Origin of the sequence: Nesterenkonia sp. E16_10 (genome assembly GCF_017347085.1) — a bacterium.
Lineage (GTDB): Bacteria > Actinomycetota > Actinomycetes > Actinomycetales > Micrococcaceae > Nesterenkonia.
The window spans coordinates 447773-466407 of sequence record NZ_JADPSA010000029.1; the positions used below are offsets into that span (position 1 = coordinate 447773).

Below are 18635 nucleotides of genomic sequence, written 5' to 3' on the forward strand. Positions count from 1 at the left end.
GATGCCCACAAGCGCCCAGGCACGCCCTGCCGTCACGGACCAGAGCCTGACGCACAACCTCCCCGAACGCCGGTTCCGTCCAGAGCTCCACGGGGTGCGTGGTCTGGCGATTCTTGGGGTGGTGCTGTTCCATCTCTTCGGAGCCGGCCGGGTCTCGGGCGGCATCGACATCTTCCTCGCGGTCTCGGGATTCCTCTTCACCGGTATGCTGCTGCGCGAGTCTGCTGCCGGTGCAGGCCCCATCGATATCGCGCGATACCTGGCTCGCATCGCGCGACGGCTCTTGCCCGCCGCTGCGATCGTCATCGCCACGACTCTGGCCGTCGGGCTCTTCCTTTTCCCCAGTACTCGACATGAACAGCTCTGGGCAGAGGCCCGGGCCTCGTTCCTGTATTTCGAGAACATCGAGCTGATCAACTCACAGCTGGCCTACGGCGCCGCAGGGCTTGGGACCAGCCCGTTCCAGCACTTCTGGTCGCTCAGTGTCCAGGGGCAGTTCTACCTGGTCTGGCCAGTTGTCGCCGTGATGTCCGTGCTGCTCGCCCGCAGGCTCAAGAGGCCTGCCGTACACGTGATGACCCTCCTGGTCGTGCTCATCATCGCCGCATCCTTCGTCTTCACGCTCTACATGCAGACGATGGATCAGGACCAGGCCTATCTCATGACGCGCACGCGCTTCTGGGAGCTGGCGTTCGGCGGGCTTCTGGCTCTCGTCGCCTCATCGATCGCGCTGCCCTCTCGACTGCGCTTCCTCGCGGGATGGCTAGGCGTCGGTTTGATCGTCACCTGTGGCTTCGTCCTCGATGGGGCCTCGCTGTTCCCGGGACCCTGGGCACTGTGGCCCCTGGCAGGGCTCACACTGGTGATGCTCTCGGCCAACGGCGGGCTGGGACTGGATGAGTCCAGAGCCAGCGCTGCGACGTTCCTCTCCAACGGCTTCTTCGCCTGGATCGGCAACGTGGCGTACGGGCTCTATCTCTGGCACTGGCCGCTGTTGATCTTCTATCTTGAGGCGCGAGACCGAGAAGCGATCGGCGTACGCGGCGCCGCAGCGGTCTTCGCCGTCTCGCTGCTGCTTGCCTGGGCGACCTACCGGTGGATCGAGCTGCCGATGGGCCGCACGAAGGTCCGGGAAAGGGCACAGCTCGGTGCCGCTGCAGTGGTCCTGGCTGCTGCGGGAGTTGCCTCCACGTTGGTTCTGAACCAGCTGACGCCTGCGATCCCAGAGGGCTATACCATGTCTGGAGTCGACCGCAGCGACTACCCCGGTGCCGCCGCCGTGGGTGACGCCCAGCGCGTCGATGCAAGCATCGACTTCTTCCCGGAACCTAACGAGCTGAGCGCGAGCGAACCAATGTTCGCGACCTGGGGCTGCGAACAGACGCACCTGGATGAACCTGGCTCGGATGAGGTGCTGGTCTGTGAGGATCCGGATCCACCGGCGGAACCTGCCGCGACGATCATGCTCACCGGAGGCTCCCACTCTGCCCACTGGTACAACGCACTCGCTCTCCTGGCCGAGGAGCACCGCTGGGAGCTCATCGTGGCAAACAAGTCTGGATGCAGACTTCGAGGAGCGGAGGATGAGGACAGGGACGACTGCGTGAGGTGGAACGAGAACCTGCTCTCCGTGGTGGAGGAGCGCCAACCTGACCTTGTGATCTCCACCGGAACCGCTCTGTACCGCAGTGGAAGCGAGGAGAAGATCACCCCAGGCGCGGAAGATCGCTGGAACCAGATCGTGGAGACCGGCGTTGAACTGCTTCTGATCCGGGGAACAGCACGTCCAGACGAGAACGTCCCCGACTGCCTCGCCGCTGGCGGAACTTCAGAGAGCTGCGGCGTCGATCACAGCATCTACGCCGAGCAAGATCTCCTCGCTGAGATCGCTCAGACCGAATCCATCTATTCGATCGACATGACGGAATACATCTGCCCTGAGGATGCGTGTCCCGCAGTCATCGGCAACGTCGGTGTCTACCGAGACGACAGCCACCTGAGCTCCCACTACGTGGAGACCCTTGCTCCCTATCTCGATGAGCGGATCAGGGCCGAGCTGCCTGAACTGTACCGCTGAATTTGAGCATCGCGCCGCGCCTTCTGGAGCCTCCGGATGCGCTACCTGCCGGTACCGACCGCTGGGGGACCACCCCTGGGGGACGACCACACGGGCCGCGTCAGCCCCCTCCGTGTCCGGGCCGTCCTGAGCGGGCTCTGGACCAGGAGTGCCCCGTTTCTGTTCCGCGCTCTCGGTAGAACGTGAAAAGGAGAGCTCCTAGACCGGGAGACCACTCGTGGTCACCGATCTAGGAGCTCTCCCTCCCGCTCTCCGGGGGCGACCGCGATTGTCCTCCCGAAGACTACGTCAGGATTCGTTCTTCCGGGTCAGCACGCCGAGCCGACTCAGACCCTTGTCCTCCTGGACGAGGTCCGTGAAGCGGCTCAGCCAGGATTTCAGGATCTTCACTTCACCCTCGCGGTGGGTGTCATCCAGGACCACCGAGGCGTGGCCTGAGAGCCTGTCCCACAGGACAGGAACTGCGGGGAACCGTGCACGTGGACCCGTGGACTCGGGCGGGCCGTCGATGATCAGGAAATCGATCTGGTCCAGGCTGGAGATTGCGTCTCTTGAGTACCACTCGAAGCTCTTTCCGTCGAGCTCGTAGGTCTCCAGGGGCGCCACTCGAAGATCCACAACATCCTCAAGTCCGTGCCGCTTCAGTCCTTCTCGTGTTCGCGATGCATACCCTTCCAGGTGATCAAGAGAGATCAGCTGTATTCCCAGTTCGCGGCAGAGATATGCCATCCAGATCGTTGAGGTGCCGCTTCCAAGTTCAAGGATTCGCCGGGGTCGCTTGGTTCGAATGAGGTGCAGCAGGTGCAGCAGAGCCTGAGCGTCGAGGGCAAAGTTCCCGGTCGGGGGCATCGGCGCTCGACGGTCGGCAGCGCCACTGGCGAATAACTGGAGCAGCGACTCAACCTGCAGCACGGTCTCCCTGCTCTCCCGCGTGGACTGGTTGGTCAGCTTCTTCGCCGAATCTTCCATCGAGAGCCGGGAGACCTCTGTGCCAGCCAGGATCCTACGTTCGGCCTCTTCGAGTCGCACCCGAAGCTGCCGAATCCGATCAACATCGCCGGCAGACTTCGCAATGCGCGCTTCGTTCTTGTTATGTGTCGTCTTCAAGTCCGTCCGCATCACGGCGAGCTTCTCTTCAATCGCTGCCTGTCGGGCCGAGACCTTGGAGAGTTCCCTGTGCGTCTTCTCATCCGCACGCTTCGTAGCGGTGGAAGCCCGACGCAGTTCTCGCAGAACTGCATACTGGACCCGCAGGACGAGCACGCTCAGGAGGCCCAGGGTGAGGAGAACCGTAACAGCCGCGACCCACAATCCGGTGTCCTCGACGGTCAAAAGGATGACGGCCACTCCTGCCACCAGCAGCGCTGCGGCGATGAGCGCCTGTTTTCTAGACATTCCCAGCAACGAATTCTCCACTCTTGTCCGAGGACGCTTCATTCGATAAGACGGATTGGATCAGCTGCACAAAATCGGCATTGCGTACGAGACGGCGACGAAGAAGCTCAGCGGCTGATCTCCGATGCAGATTCATGGCCTCTGGCGATCTCCACATCTCGTGGATTCGTTCGGAGACCTGAGACGGGGTCGCGTAGAGTGCCGCCTGGCCGAGCAGCGGCCGGAACGTCTCCGGAACAATAGCAATGCAGCCGCTCGCGATGGCCTCGAAGACCTCTCTGACCTCGTGCGGGGCGTTCCTCGTGAAGGTCGGCACGTAGAAGTCGACGGTATTCAAGAATGGCCGGACCGGCAGGTCCTGGTGCGGAAAGAGCACCCACGAGCTTGGCAGTTCGCCGGCGCCCAAGACCTGCAGAGCGTCATCGGCGTTGCCGCGGACCCACACATCGACAGCACCGTCAAGCGGCCAGAGCAACGCGAGCGTCTCCGAGTCTTTGGGCCAGGCTTGATCGAGGACTCGGGCGTGACGACCGACGACAGGTCGCTCCCGATGCCGCGCCCGGGGTCTGCTCAGCCACTGCTCATCCGAGAGGGCGTATGGGATGGTCTCCGGAAGCACCGAGATGCCTTCTCTGCGCACACCCTCGAGAACGGGCAGGCCTGCTTGCGTTGCTCCCCACATCGGCTCGACGCCGAAGAGCTGACGTGCGTTGTCAGTGCAGGATTCGACGTCGTAACCGTTGAACTCTCCAGCAGCGGGGCTCTCATCGGCGAGAATGATGAGTCGTCGAGTCTCAAGATGGGATGGCTCAGCAGGCAGGAACTGGACCGACCGAGGATCACGAACCACAAGAAGTCCTACTTCTGCTGCCTCATCGAGACGAAGCAGACTCCACTTGCGCTCGTTGATTCCATCCTGCAACCGCGCCAGAAACGGGCCCATCCGCTCACCGCAATACTTCCAGGTATCCATGTGGATCACCGCGACCCGGCGCCCGGCGGCGACCAGGAGGTCCAGCTCGTCCAGCGCCGCCCGTTGCACACCTTCGTCTCCCCGCCAGTCCGCAAGATACGCCACATCAAACTGCGAAGGCTCAGGCTGCTCGAGCTGGAACCGCCCGGGGATGACCACATCCAACTCGTCGACAGGTGTGCCCGGGGTGTAGTGGAGTCTCTCTTGGGGTGCGGTGGCGTGCCAGCGGGCATACGATCGCCGGAAGCCCATTCTGCTGGGGTGGGACCACCCTGGAAGGTAGTCCCCTCGGGAAAGGGAGTTCGGCAACAGACGAATCAGGTAGAGGGGTGCCACCAGCCTGCCGACCGGCTCAGAGGCTGCGGCGGAGACTCGCATGCGAAACTCCGAGTCTGCAGCCTTTCGAGCCGGCAGGTATCCCCCGACGAGGTCCACTGCAGTGCGGCGAACCATCAGGCTCACCTCACAGGGCCTTCTGGGGTCTCGTCCCCTCCACGTCATGACGAGGTCTTCGTCGGTTCTGAGCGCGGAAGTCATCACACCTGGAGTTTCGGGGTTCTCCGTGAGGTAGTCGACTTGAGCGCGGATCCTCTCGGGGTGGGACCAGTCATCCGAGTCCTGTCCCGCGATGAAACGGCCTGAAGCAACCCGCATACCTTCGTTCCGGGCGACGTACGTCCCCCCGTTCCTGGTCAGCCGGATGACACGAAGCCGTTCATCCAACGCCTCCACCTCGTCGAGAATGCCCTGGTACTCCTGGGGCGATGCATCGTCAACGATGATGAGCTCAAGATTGCGCCAGGTCTGCGTCAGAATGGAATTTACGGCAGCAAGCACTGTATGGCGTTCTGGCTTGTAGGTCGTCATGATGACCGACACCAGCGGAGATTTCGCGCCTGTTCCCTGAGGTTTCCCGTCATGGGCCGCCAGAAGCCGGTCAAAAGGCTGCGAAGAACCTTCAGCCACACTGAGCGGCAACCAACCACCTTTGATGAATGGCCGATTAAATTCCTCAATCCACGCACCATAGAGTTGCGGTTCAGCACGCAGGAAGGGATTTTTTAGGTCACACTGGATATAACCTTTAGTCACCCGGCGCAGGTCGAAATTCTCTTCGATCCGAAGTTCCGCCTCCTCGAACTCCCGCTGCTCCATCAGCAGCTGGATCTCGAGAACGTGGAACCTTCGGTACGGCTGGGACCTCCACAAGAGCCTGTTGGTATGGCGCAATGCCGTCAAGGCGAAGAGCGCATCACCTGCATAGAGATCCTGCAGTCCGCACACGCGAGCGAGCTTGGCGAGCCATAGCGGATCGAGCCCGCGGAAGTCGGCCTGCATGACTTGGCGCTGAACCTCCTCCCAGCCGGCTTTCCCGTCGCTGGCCGCGTAGGCGAAGATCTCCCGCATGTCTGGTGATCTCGCTTGAAGCGCCGCTACCTCTGCCGAGGCCCCAAGACCTCGTGCGTCGGCGGAGTACTCCTCGAGGAGGTGATCGGGGATCGTGCTCATCAGCTGGAGGCTCCATCGCCGGCATTCAGGGGGCTACGGGCCATGGATTCTCGGTGCACCACGGCATGGACGGCGCGTCCTGGCAGGCAGTGACTCATCAGAGCTTGTACACACCTTCCTGGCCGGTCACGGCGCCGCGGGTGTCGAAGAGCGTCTTCGACAGGCGAGCCACATGGTCCATGTCGTAGCTGGCGTGTGCCTGAAGCAGCAGCACCAGGTCAGCCTCCTCCAGCGCGGCGTCGAGGTCGGGGACTCGGGAGATGTGCTCGCCAGCAACATCCCACTCTTCGACCAGCGGGTCGTGGAAGGAAACCTCGGCGTTGCGCGCACGGAGGATCTCCACGAGCGGCAGTGCTGGAGACTCACGCTGGTCGGCAATGTTGGGCTTATAGGTGATTCCCAGGATGAGAATCTTGGACCCGTTCAGAGGCTTGCGCTGGTCGTTGAGCAGCTCAGACACTCGGCCCACGACGTACTGAGGCATGGAGTTGTTGATCTCCTGTGCCAGTTCCACGAAACGGAACTGGTAGCCCAGCGTCTTCTTGACCTGGAAGCTGAGGTAATTGGGATCGATGGGGATGCAGTGTCCGCCGACGCCAGGACCTGGTGTGAACTTCTGGAACCCGAAGGGCTTGCTGGCGGCTCCGCGGATGACCTCCCAGATGTCGATGTCCAGATCATGACAGAATCGGGCCATCTCATTGACCAACGCAATGTTGACGTGGCGGTAGGTGTTCTCGAGCAGCTTGGCAGTCTCAGCCTCTTTGGCTCCGGACAGCGGAACCACGGTGTCCACGAAGCCTTCGTAGAAGCGGGTGGCCTTTTCAGTCGCCTCGGGAGTGAGGCCCCCAACCAGCTTCGGGGTGTTCCTGATGCCGAACTCGGCGGACCCGGGGTCCACTCGTTCGGGTGAGAACGCGAGGAAGAAGTCTTTTCCATGCACGCGTCCTCCACTTTCGAGGATCGGCAACACGATGTCTTCAGTGGTGCCCGGGTAGGTGGTGGATTCCAGGACCACGGTCGCACCCGGCTTCAACTCCACCGCGAGTGCCCGCGCAGCGGACTCCACGGCGCGCAGATCGGGGCCTCCACCGTCATCGAGCGGGGTAGGGACTGCGATGATCGCGAAGTCGGCGGCGCGGAGGACCTCCGGGTCGGCAGATGCCTCGTAACCGGCTGCGAGCATCGCGTGCAGCTGGGCATCACTGAGGTCATCGATGTGTGAGTGACCGCCGTTGATCGACTCGACTCGGTCGAGGTTGATCTCGAAGCCATAGACCTTTGCTCCGCTTTCGACGACCGCCTCGGCCAGGGGCAGACCCACGTACCCCTGTCCCAGCACGACGACGACGTCGCGACCTTCTGTTGAATTCATTGCAGCTCTTCCCATTCGGGGTAGGTGTCGGATTCCAGTGCCGGGACCAAGGATCCGGCGACACCGCAGACTTGAAATTCTATAAAGAACTAACGCCATTCTCGGGCTGAAATCGCCGAGTCCTGCTGATCTCATTCATGAAACGTCGACATCGCCCGGTTTCCCACCGCTGGGAGCACCGGCGGCGCACCACTGGGAGCATCGCGCCATCCGTCTCGCCCAGTTGTCGGGATGATGCATGTTGGTCTTGTTCTGCGCCTCGGGATACATCCAGGTGAACTCAGCGTCACCGTATAGGGTCCCGAAAGGCCGTCCGAGCATCAAGTCTCGTTCCAGCTCCGCGTCGGCGTCGACCCAAGCCTGACCCATCAGTTGGTCATGGTCCTGCACGTAGCTCTGCTTGCCCCCACTGGGCACTGACGTCAACTCCCCCAGGACGGGCCCGGTGCGCGTTGCGTACATGTCCACACGGATGAACGGCAGACCGACGGCTCGAGAGAGATGCCGCGCGGCTTCGACCAGCTCGGGAAGCTGGCCCGGCGCTTCGATCCCGGTGTCATATCTGAGCCCCCGCCGGATCTCGTCGAAGGGCTCGCCCTGCGCGTCGAAGAAGCGGCTCGAGAAGCTCTCGCGTTCCATGTTTCCCTCGCTGGAGGACCGCATCACATAGACCTGCAGCACCTCTCCATAGGCGCAGTAGAGCTTCACATCCTCTGGGATAGCCCAGCCGCTCGGACTCTCCAGGAACTCTTCCGCGAAGAAGGGAGCCCTCGCTCTGCTCAGGGGGTCCAGTATCTCCGGCGGGGGAACATCCCCGGAGAATCGGATGGCACCGTCCAAGGACCGCCACCCCCCGCTGGTGCGTTCAAGAGGAAAGACCCCTTGCGCGCTGTGGCCGCCGTCGCCTTTGAGCACTATGCGTTCGGCAGTGACCTCACTGAGCGTGACCTCGCTCGCCGCGCTCCAGACGCCCGAGATCCGGGGCGTAGGGACTCCATGGCTCTGGGCCAGGGAGTAGTTGCGCAGCTTATAGGGAATCTGGGCCATCGGGCTGAGGCTTCGATCGCCAAGTCTGAGCGCCGCGCTGTGCTGGGCGGCATATGCCGAGAGCAGGGCCTCGAATGATGGTGCCCGACGTCGAAGGCGTTCCAACCTCGCCAGCTGTTCGGCCGTCTTGAGCTCCTCGGTCAAGACATGAACCCGGGACCTCATCTCGTCTCTGTCACGTCGGCTGGCGGCGACCTGGTCCCGCGCCGCGCTCAGCTTCTGGGTCAGCTTCTGGCGCTCGGCCTCGTTGGTGGAGAGCCTGCTCTCCAGGAATTCGAGTTTGCGATCTCGCCAGGCGATTCCTGGGACTCGTTGCACCATCCGGCCGCGCAGGTTCTTCATATGCTCCCTAAGCTCTCTGGATGAACAGGTCGACGATCCCCTGGGCGACCTGACGCGAGGCACCGAATGTCGGGTAGAGGTGCAGCTGCTGACTGGCGCGGTCATTGACTCCTATGACGACGCCGCGCGAGGAGGAGATACGGGGTACGGAGATGTCGATGCCGGCTGCCAGCATTCCCGGGATGGCCCACCGGGCCTCGATCGCCAGCTGCTTCAGGGCAGGGTCGAGCCTGTTGGTGACGTCGAGGCTGAGCCCACCCCGTTGCATGCTCGGGCCTTCCTGGAGACGACATACCTCCCCGGAGCCCGGTATGGCCTTCGGGGAGATTCCGAGCCGCTCGAGGCGTCCCTCCAGGACGTTCTCCCGGGGCGTCAGTCGTCTGAGCAGCGCGTGCTGGTCCCGCCATGCATACAGCTCCTCGATGAGTTCCCCCACCGGATGGATCCCGTCTCCTAGAACGAACATGGGCAGCCGGACCACGGCCCCGACGACGTTCTCCCCCGTCACGAAAACCCGAAGGGCGAGTCCGGCGTCGTCAGGTTCCACGAGGAGCTGATCGACTCCCTCCCCCGCCAGTGAAGCAGGGTCCCAGGGACGCGGTGGTTCTGCTTTGGTCGCAGCCGCGGCCGCCGAGCGCCACGCTGCGAGAAACCGCTTGCCATCGCCCACGCCGGTAGACACGCCGGCACCAGAGGTCCGTCCGTTCGGCTTCACCGCGACGAGGCCGTCGAGCGACTTCATATACGCCTCAGCGGCATCCCGATCCCCTGCGCTGAAGACGCGTCCCTCCGGCACCGGGAGTCCGGCACTCTGCAGGTGGGCCTTCACCGAGCTCTTTGTCAGCAGGATGCGCTCAGCCAGGTCACTGGTCAACGAGGTTCCATCCCCGTCCCGGCCGCCGATGACCTTACCCTCCCGGGTATATATCCGGCAGCGGTCATTCACCTTGGTTCCTTTGACACCGCGGCTCTTCAGCGGCGTCCAGAAGATTCCTGAGGTGTCCAAGATCTTGGTCGGTCGATTGACCGCGGAGAGTCTCGGCAGGATCTCTTCTGCGATGACCTTCTCCAATGGACTGTGTCCACCGGTCCCTGACGCAGCCACGGAGGCGGGCCAGGACAGTGCGGGCTCGTCGGTAGGGGTCTCGGGCATAGGCTCCATGCTAATTGCCTGAGAGCCAGAGACCGGGAACCGGATCAGTGTCTCTGGCCAGGGAGTCCGAAGCGGCGCCTCCACGAAGGCCGTTCCACGGCTCCCGCAGCGGCAGGCGCTGACTCAGCGGACCCGGCCTGGTGGGGCTTCGAGGACCCCGGGTCGGCCAATGCCCGGATCAGGAGGTCCGCTGTATGGCGTGGCCTGCCGTAGGCGGGGGCGTCGTGGACCAAGAGATTGGGGCTCGTATTGACCTCGATGACGCTCGCACTGTGCGCGGCCCTCAGATCCGGCATCAGAACGTCGACGCCGGCGAAGTTCAGTCCCGGCACGGCCGCGGCGGCGGCTTCCGCCAGCGCCAGCGCATCTGCAGGGATCGCTTCTGTGAGATCCACTGCCACGCCACCCTGCGACAGGTTGGCGGTCCCATTGAGGAACTGCACGCTTCCAGCGGCCGGCACATCACCGAGGGCGGCATGACAGCGCTGGAGATAATGTTCGTCCACCTTCACCGCTCGGCTTCTGAGGTACACATGACCCTCCCGGGCGAGCCTCAATCGATCGGCCAGTTCCTGAATGGAGCTTTCGCCGTCGCCGATGACGAAGGGTGGGATCCTCGTCGCTGCGGCCACTGCGCGACCAGCAACGATGAGGATACGAACGTCCACCCCGGGCACTTCTTCCTCGATGAGCACGCGCCCGCTCTTGGAGTGTTCCAGCGCGTTGGTCCACGCAGGCGAGAGATCTTCCGGGTCCACAACGCCGGTGGTGATGCCAAGCCCCTGACGCCCGTCCGCAGGCTTGACCACCTGGCGCCTGCGCCCCTGAGCCTCGAGGTAGGTCAGAGCTGGGGTCCACTCCGATGCCCCGAATTGTTTCGCCGGCGGAGTCGGCAGCCCGGCCCGGCGGAGGACAGACTTGGTGAGGTTCTTCGAGGCTGCGACCAGCTGTGCGAAGCTGCTGTTCATCGAAGGAGTTGCGCCCATGAGACCACCGACGCAGCGCCCCTCGTCGAAGAGCAGGACGTTCTTGCCTGAGCGCTGGGAGACGAGACCGTGTTCCGCTGCGGCCGCAAGGATCGCTTCCGTGTGGGCCAGAGGCTGTCCACCTTCACTGAACTGCAGCCATCGATCCCGAAGATGCTCTTCCACGAATGTCACGTTGACCGACTCTGGGGTCGCCCCTTGAACATCAGTTGCGTGATCCATAACTCCCTTTCTGGGGATCATTGCAGGGACAGCCTCGGGGGCTGAGGTGCGGGCCCCTCCATAAGTCTGGGATACAAAGCTGTCCGGACTCAGTCGTCAGTCATTGAGGAACTGGAGTTCGTCTGCCTTCCGGAACTCCTCTTCCATGTGGGAGGCGAGAGAGCGGGCATAGGTCGCCGTGAGGTGATGCGAATCCCTGTAGACCAGGACCGAACCGATGATCGGCGCACATTCCTGCTCCGGACAGATTGCGTCGGTGAGATCCACGGGCGTCGCCCCGCTGGACTCCGCGGCCGCACTCTGTTGGCCGTAGCCGCTCGCCTCGATCGCCTTTTCGCGGTCGGCGGCGCACTCCTGAAGATCTTCAGGGTGCTCTGCCACGCATTCGGGAAGATCGATCTGGATTCGGGGAGTATCCAGCAGCACCGTCACCGGGATTGAATCCTCTTCCAGTTCCCGCCACACCTGCGAGTATCCATCTTCCACGCTCCCCGTAGGCACAGATTCGGGTGCGTCCTCCGCGGGGTTGTAGCGAGAGGCGCTCACGATGACGTGGTCCATGTCGTCCCGGTCACGGAGAGTCTCAGCCATGCGCTGTCCCCATTCGTAGCACTCTTCGTAGAAGCCGTCCTCGCCGGCCAGAGCAACCCCGTTGAGTGAGCAGGCCGACTTCGTGTAGGTCTCCAGCCTCCATCCCTGGGCCTCCGCTATCGGCAGTAGCCCGGGCAGCCAATGCGCGGCGTGGGAATCACCGACCAGCGCGACGACATAGTCGGATTCGGAGTCACCGAAGACACATGGTTCCACGTCGACCTCGCTCTGCTCCTGGTGACACCCGCCCTCGTACAGGGAGGGGACGTCATCGACTGCCTCCTCGACTCGGGGTTCGAAGGAGCCCACCTCATCGACCATCTCCCCCGCTGAACCGTCGCTGTACAACGCTTCCGCGCCGAGCGCGGAAGATGGTCCTTCTGCGCTGTCCCCACTCAGTGAGCTCACGGCAATGAGCATCGCGACACCGAGCAAGGCAGAGGCGAGCATCATCGCCAGTCCCACCTTGATGGCCCGCCAGGGCATGCTCGCCACATAACTCCAGTGCCTGAACGGAGTCTCGACGTAGGTGTAGCTCAACCATGCCGGCAGCAGCGCGAACACGACGATGAGAAGGCCATATCTGAAACGCAGCTCATCGTCCATCAGCTGAGTGCCGAGAACCAGGAGCGGCCAGTGCCACAGGTAGAGCGAGTAGGAAACGTCACCCACCCAGGTCATGGGCTTGAGCGCGAGAAGTCTCGCCGCTCCCGACTCGGCACGTCCTGCCATGCCCCCGACGATGACCGCAGCTGCCCCTAGAGTTGGCAGCAACGCGGCGATGCCCGGAAACGGTGTTGCACTCGAGTACGCCACCGCTGCGATGACGATGCACAACAGACCGCCCACCTGCAGGCTTGACGCCACCCGCGAAGGAAGACGCTCCAGGTAGACGGCGAACACCGCGATCCCCGCCCCGATGCCGAGTTCCCAAAGACGCGTGGTCGTCACGAAGTAGGCGCGTGCCGGCTCAGCGGCGGTCCAGTAGACGGACCAGGCCAGCGAGGGGAGGATCATCAGGGCGACGCCGAGCTCCAGCGATCTGCGGATCCTTCGCCGGTTCCGCTCGGGTGACTGCGGCAGTGCGGTCACATCACGCAGCTTCTTGACGGCGAAGAGCAGGCCCACGATCACCAGCGGCCAGAGGATGTAGAACTGTTCCTCCACCGCCAGGGTCCAGAAGTGCTGGAGCGGACTGGCCACGGTTTCCGCGTTGAGGTAATCGGTATTGGCCGCGAAAACCCAGTTCGCGTAGTAGAGCGCACTGCCGACGAGGTCGTGGCCGATGTCTTCCCAACGAGTCCGGGGAAGGATCAGCACTGTTGCGATCGCTGTGAACCCGAGAACCACGGTCGCCGCTGGCAGGATCCGGCGGATACGCCGCGCGTAGAAGTCCGCCAGATCAACTCTGCCGGTCTCGAGGCTCTGACGCAGCAGCATGCCCGTGATGAGGAACCCGGAGATCACGAAGAAGACATCCACCCCGACGAACCCTCCGCCTAGGAAGGGAGCGCCGGCGTGATAGAGCAGAACGAGGCCGACCGCGATAGCCCGCAGACCCTGGATGTCGGGTCGGTACCTGGACGGGGCGTGCGCAGTAGCTGCGACCGGTGAGATCACCGCTGCGGTCATGGGGTTGCTCCTAGAGTAAAATCCAGCAAGAGAGCTTCCGCTCAGTACGCATTCTTCTTGGTCACTCCGCCACGTCCAGCCTGGCGTCCATCGGATAGCCTAGGCCACAATGCCTCGAACGATCTTCATGACGTCTCCGCGCGCCTCCAGAGCTGACGAGCCTGCGGCAGGCGTGCTCCCTGAACGTCGCCACCGTCCGGAGCTGCACGGTCTGCGTGGACTGGCCATCGCCGGCGTCGTGCTGTTTCACCTCTTCGGTGCGGGCAGGGTCTCCGGGGGCATCGACATCTTCTTGGCCATCTCGGGCTTCCTGTTCACCGGCATGCTGCTGCGGGAGGCGGGGTCGACCGGGAAGATCGACTTCCTGCGCTACTTCGTGCGACTTGCGAAGCGGATCCTAGCCCCGGCCGCGCTGGTCATCGCGGTCACCACGATGGCGGGCCTGATCTTGCTTCCGCTCACCCGACACGCCCAGCTCGTCACCGAGGCGCGCGCCTCGCTGCTCTACTTCGAGAACTTTGAACTGATCCGATCCCAGCTGTCCTACGAGGCGGCTGGCGCAGAGACCAGCCCTTTCCAGCATTTCTGGTCCCTCTCCGTCCAGGGGCAGTTCTATCTGATCTGGCCCTCGGTGGCTCTGCTCGCCGTCTGGCTGGCTCGGCGGTCCCGGTTCTCCCCCACCGCCACGATGGCGACGCTGATCATGCTGCTGATGATCGCCTCCTTCGCGGCCGCGCTGGTCCTCCAGCAGCAGAACCAGGCAGAGGCGTATCTGCTGACCCAGACGCGGATCTGGGAATTGGGCTTCGGCGGGCTGTTGGCCCTGTTCGGGGCCAGGGTCGTGCTTCCACGCGCCGCGCGCACGACGGCGGGCTGGCTGGGCCTGGGACTCGTGGTCAGCTGTGGCTTCGTCCTGGACGGGGCGGCGCTCTTCCCCGGACCCGCGGCGCTGTGGCCCCTTATGGGTATGGCGCTGATCCTGGTCTCGACGGCTCCTCCCAGCTCGGATGAGCCGGATCGGCCGCGCACCGCCGCGGCGCTGCTGTCCACGACTCCGTTCACCCGACTCGGTGACATCGCCTACGGGCTCTTCCTGTGGCATTGGCCGCTGGTCATCTTCACCCTGGAGTTCCACGGGGACTCCGGGCTGAGACTGACCGACGCGGTGATCGTGCTCGCTCTCTCCCTGCTGCTGGGCTGGGCGACTCACCGTTTCCTCGAGCAGCCCCTGGCGCGCAGCTCCAGCATCGGGAACGCACCACGGCCGAGGAGGGCGATGACCCTGGGCCTGGCCGCAAGCACACTGGTGGTAGGTGGCCTCGGAGCTACGGCCTACGTCCAGAAGACCACCGCCCCTCAGGAAGACGGCCTGGCCATGGCCGGGGTGGATCGCATGCTCTATCCCGGCGCAGACATCATCCATACGGAAAACTCCGCCCGTGACGTCGAGTTCTACCCGGAGCTGGGCGGCATCTCCCGACGCGTGCCCGAATACGCGCGCACCGACTGTCACCAGCCCACCGGGGATCAGCCGGGATCCGGAGAGGTGCTGGTCTGCGAGGATCCCGCTGCGCCGGAGAACCCCGCCAAGACCATCATGCTCGCCGGCGGCTCCCACGCCGGGCATTGGCACAACGCGTGGATCATCCTGGCCGAGAAGCACGACTGGGAGGTGCTGGTCGCCACCAAGGGCGGATGCGTGTTTCGCGGTCTCGACACCGAGGATCCCAACACCTGCGACGAATGGCTCGCCGGCTTTCCCGAGGTTCTCGCCGAACACCAGCCCGACCTGGTGGTGACTCCTGGCACCGCAGTCCCCCAGGAGACCGGCACCGAGAGCATCCATGAAGGTGCCGAAGAGCAGTGGCAGGCGATCACAGACGCCGGGTCGGAGCTGCTGCTGCTCCGTGGAACACCTCGGCAGGAGCACAATGTTCCCGACTGCCTGGCCGAGGGCGGAGACGAGCTGGACTGCGCCCCGGACTACGGCAAGTACGCGGAGGTCAACCCGCTGAAAGATCTGGACCTGCCCGAGAACACCTACAGCCTGGATCTCACCGATCACTTCTGCCCTGACCGGGAATGCTCGGCCGTGATCGGCAACGTCCTGGTCTACCGAGACAGCCATCACCTGACCAATGAATACGTCGAGACCATGGTCCCGCATCTGGAGCGCGAGCTTCGGGAATCCATCCCCGATCTGTTCTCCTCGCAGGCGAGCTGACCCGGTGGTGATCGGGGACGCTGATAGACTCGCAGGCGCTCAGCCGGTCCTGCACCTCGAGTCCGCGCGTTTCGCAGAACGAGGCAAGATGACAGCGAGAACGAGACGGTATACCTGCCGGATCGAGGCATCAGGAAGGAAACGACCATGGCCGCACCTGCTCTAGAGCGCGCCGGTGGACCCACGGAGTCGGGCGACGCTCGCAGGGTCGCTCAACTTGATGGCAGCAATCTCATCCGGGTGGGCGCCCGTCCCGGGCTCTTCCGCTACATCCGGGAGATCTGGTCCTTCCGCCACTTCCTGTATTACGACTCGCACTCCCGCGTCTCCTCGGCCAACAGCTATGACTCGCTGGGCCGGATCTGGATGATCCTGAATCCGGTCCTGTTCGGGACGGCCTACTTCTTCGTCTTTGGGCTGCTGTTGAACACCGGCCGCGGGATCGACAACTTCATCGGCTACCTGATCATCGGCGTGTTCACCTTCCGGTTCTTCACCGCGGCGGTCTCAGGCGGCGCCAATGCCATCGCGGGGAACCAGAAGGTCGTCCAGGCGTTCAACTTCCCGCGAGCCTGCCTGGTCATCTCCACCACGGTCCGCGAGCTCTTCTCGAGCATCCCGATGTTCTTCGTGATGGCGCTGCTGGTGCTGAGCATCGGGGACATGCAGCTCGGCGGGGCGGAGTCGATCCCGATCACCCTGACCTGGCACTGGCTGCTCTTCTTCCCCTGCATCGCGCTGGCCCTGATGGTGATGCTCGGCTGGTCGCTGGCACTGGCCCGTGCGGTCAACGCGCACAACGACGTCAAGCACCTGATCAGCTTCAGCACCCGGATCCTGTTCTACACCTCGGCGGTCTTCTTCTCCGCGGATCGCTACGCTGACCTCGGCGTGGAATGGCTGGACACCGTGATGAGCCTGAACCCGCTGTTCTGCGTGCTGGACATCCTCCGCCATGCCTGGCTCTACGACGGCTTCGCCGATCCAGGCCGCTGGATCGTCCTGGGATCCTGGGCCGCGGGCTCCATGGTGATCGGATTCCTGATCTTCTGGCACGGTGAAGAAAGCTACGGGAAGGAACGATGAGCACCTCAACCCGCCCGGCGCGACGTCAGGGAAGAAACACCGAGGCAGACCTGATCGCTGAGGATCTTGCCATCGAATTCGACGACGATTCCTCCGGTCCCCCCGAGGACCGGGACGACCACCCCTTCACCCAGCAGCGCCCGGTGATCCAGGCAGTGGATCCGAAGAACGTGTGCATGGTTGTCGACGATGCCTCCATGACCTACCGGGTGCGCTCCTCCACGGGCAACAACAATTCCGGGGGTCGGATCTCCCGCGGCCTCAAGCGCATCACCGGCGCGGGCTGGGCCGAGGTCCACGCCCTCTCCAACCTGAGCTTCATCGTCAATCGCGGAGAATCCGTCGGAGTGATCGGCACCAACGGGTCCGGCAAGTCCACCCTGATGAAGCTGCTCACCGGCAAGGTCCGCCCCACCAGCGGCGAGGTCTATGCCACCTCGACCCCGGTGATGCTCGGAGTCAACGCCGCCCTGGTCAAGGAGATCTCCGGCCGGGAGAACATCCGGCTCGGCTGCCTGGCCATGGGCCTGACTCCCGAGCAGACCGCGGCGAAATACGATCAGATCGTGGAGATCTCCGGGCTCTCCGATGCCCTGGAGATGCCGCTGAAGACCTACTCCTCGGGCATGTCCTCGCGTCTGCAGTTCGCCATCGCGACCTCGGTGGACCCGGACATCCTCTTGATCGATGAGGCCCTGAACACCGGTGACGCGCAGTTCCGGGCCCGCACCAAGGAACGCCTCGACGAGGTGCGCGCCAACGCCGGCGCGGTCTTCCTGGTCTCGCACTCCCTGGGCACCATCAAGCAGATGTGCACCCGGGTGATCTGGATCGAACAGGGCGAGATGCTCGCCGACGGCGACCCACAGTGGGTCTGCGAGCAGTACGAGGAGTACACCTCACACAAGTCCAACGGACGCACCCGAGCGGCCAAGGTGGTCTACGAGCGCACCCGCCTGCGGCTGGACCCGGTCAAGATCGACTTCACCTCCGGCTCCCGGCCGAAGAAGGCCGGCAGCAGCCGCATTCGCTGAGCAACGAGGCCGGCGGCCCGGGAAACTCGTCCCCGTGGCCGCCGGCCTCCCTCACGCGCTCAGCTCGGCTGAACAGCCCCGAGGATTCAGGTTCAGCTGAACCAGATGCCGATCTCGCGCTCGGCGGACTCCACCGAATCGGAGCCGTGGACCAGGTTCTTCTGCACCTTCTCGCCCCAGTCCCGGCCGAGGTCGCCGCGGATGGTGCCCGGCGCTGCGGTGGTGGGCTCGGTGGTGCCGGCCAGGGAGCGGAAGCCTTCAATGACGCGCTCCCCCTCGACCACGGCGGCGACCACCGGGCCGGAGAGCATGAAGTCCACCAGCGGCTGGTAGAACGGCTTGCCCTCGTGTTCGGCGTAGTGCTGCGCCAGCTGCTCGGTGCTCGCGCTGATCTGCTGCAGCGCGGTGATCCGGTAGCCCTTGGCCTCGACGCGGCGCAGGATCTCGCCGGTCAGGCCTCGTTCAACACCGTCGGGCTTGACCAGGATCAGGGTACGTTCAGTCATTCTTGTGCTCCTCACTTGTCGGGTTCTCTGCCAGGGCCTGTTCGGCCCGGAATCTGTCGAGCTTCTCGTCGTCGAGCTGGTCGCCCTTGTTCAGCGCGTACCACCAGCAGGCCATGAAGGCGACCCCGGGGATCGCGGCCAACGGCACGATCAGGCCTTCGCTGGTCACCAGGGCAACGCCGATGAAGCCGAAGAGCATCACGAACTGCAGGATCCAGCCGACGATGTAGCCGCCGGGTCGCTGCAGGATGGCGCAGGTGAGGACCAGCACGACCGCCAGGGCGATCGAGCCGCCGAACAACCACCAGGCGTAAGACTCGTTCTGGTTCAGCCCCCAGGCCATGAGGCTGAAGAAGAACATCAGCACCGCTTCCAGGCAGAGCACGGTCGAGGCGAACAGCGTCTTCACCGACCGTGGTGCCTTGACCTGTCCGGGGCGCCATTCGCGCTGTGCGCGGGTCTGCTTGGGCATCCTCTGCTCCT

13 protein-coding genes are annotated in these 18635 nt (G+C 63.8%); 4 read left to right on the top strand and 9 right to left on the bottom strand.

The features are described from left to right. Position 1 precedes the first annotated feature (1 nt). The gene (locus I2487_RS10670) at positions 2–2077 is read left to right on the top strand and encodes an acyltransferase family protein (RefSeq protein ID WP_255546265.1); all 2076 of its coding nucleotides are present in this window, start codon (positions 2–4) and stop codon (positions 2075–2077) included. A gap of 288 nt (positions 2078–2365) precedes the next feature. On the opposite strand, the gene I2487_RS10675 is transcribed toward I2487_RS10670, so the two are convergent. The 7 genes from I2487_RS10675 to I2487_RS10705 all read right to left on the bottom strand — a co-directional run bounded on the left by I2487_RS10675 (position 2366) and on the right by I2487_RS10705 (position 13302). Continuing rightward, complete coding sequence (locus I2487_RS10675) at positions 2366–3472, bottom strand: O-methyltransferase (protein WP_207173042.1); 1107 nt, start codon at positions 3470–3472, stop codon at positions 2366–2368. Next, positions 3465–5954 (bottom strand): glycosyltransferase family 2 protein, encoded by a 2490-nt coding sequence (locus tag I2487_RS10680; RefSeq protein WP_207171555.1) that lies wholly within the window; start codon positions 5952–5954, stop codon positions 3465–3467. Before I2487_RS10680 ends, I2487_RS10675 begins: the two co-directional genes overlap by 8 nt. Before the next feature lie 97 nt (positions 5955–6051). Then, entirely contained in the window at positions 6052–7329 is a 1278-nt protein-coding gene (locus I2487_RS10685; protein ID WP_207171553.1) for a nucleotide sugar dehydrogenase, read from the bottom strand. A gap of 135 nt (positions 7330–7464) precedes the next feature. Next, positions 7465–8718: an ATP-grasp fold amidoligase family protein gene (locus I2487_RS10690; protein ID WP_207171551.1), complete on the bottom strand. Its 1254-nt coding sequence runs from the start codon at positions 8716–8718 to the stop codon at positions 7465–7467. Positions 8719–8725: 7 nt separating this feature from the next. Then, positions 8726–9871 (bottom strand): hypothetical protein, encoded by a 1146-nt coding sequence (locus tag I2487_RS10695; RefSeq protein WP_207171549.1) that lies wholly within the window; start codon positions 9869–9871, stop codon positions 8726–8728. A gap of 44 nt (positions 9872–9915) precedes the next feature. Beyond that, positions 9916–11031, bottom strand: coding sequence for a hypothetical protein (locus tag I2487_RS10700; protein WP_207171547.1), 1116 nt, complete (start codon positions 11029–11031; stop codon positions 9916–9918). Positions 11032–11175: 144 nt separating this feature from the next. Further along, positions 11176–13302, bottom strand: coding sequence for an acyltransferase family protein (locus I2487_RS10705; protein ID WP_207171545.1), 2127 nt, complete (start codon positions 13300–13302; stop codon positions 11176–11178). Positions 13303–13429: 127 nt separating this feature from the next. Here I2487_RS10705 and I2487_RS10710 point away from each other — a divergent pair, with 127 nt between their 5' ends. The 3 genes from I2487_RS10710 to I2487_RS10720 all read left to right on the top strand — a co-directional run bounded on the left by I2487_RS10710 (position 13430) and on the right by I2487_RS10720 (position 17646). Then, positions 13430–15526 (top strand): acyltransferase family protein, encoded by a 2097-nt coding sequence (locus I2487_RS10710; RefSeq protein WP_207173043.1) that lies wholly within the window; start codon positions 13430–13432, stop codon positions 15524–15526. 147 nt (positions 15527–15673) lie between these two features. Continuing rightward, a complete protein-coding gene (locus tag I2487_RS10715; protein WP_207171491.1) occupies positions 15674–16612 on the top strand; it encodes an ABC transporter permease in 939 nt (312 codons plus the stop codon). Beyond that, entirely contained in the window at positions 16609–17646 is a 1038-nt protein-coding gene (locus tag I2487_RS10720) for an ABC transporter ATP-binding protein (protein WP_255546195.1), read from the top strand. Before I2487_RS10715 ends, I2487_RS10720 begins: the two co-directional genes overlap by 4 nt. Before the next feature lie 92 nt (positions 17647–17738). Here the strand turns inward: I2487_RS10720 and ndk are convergent, their stop codons facing one another. After that, positions 17739–18152 carry a nucleoside-diphosphate kinase gene (gene ndk / locus I2487_RS10725; protein ID WP_036476389.1) on the bottom strand — a complete coding sequence of 138 codons (414 nt, stop codon included), beginning with the start codon at positions 18150–18152 and terminating at the stop codon, positions 17739–17741. Further along, positions 18145–18624, bottom strand: coding sequence for a DUF4233 domain-containing protein (locus I2487_RS10730; protein WP_207171490.1), 480 nt, complete (start codon positions 18622–18624; stop codon positions 18145–18147). The genes ndk and I2487_RS10730 overlap by 8 nt, the downstream gene beginning before the upstream one ends. Positions 18625–18635 lie beyond the last annotated feature (11 nt).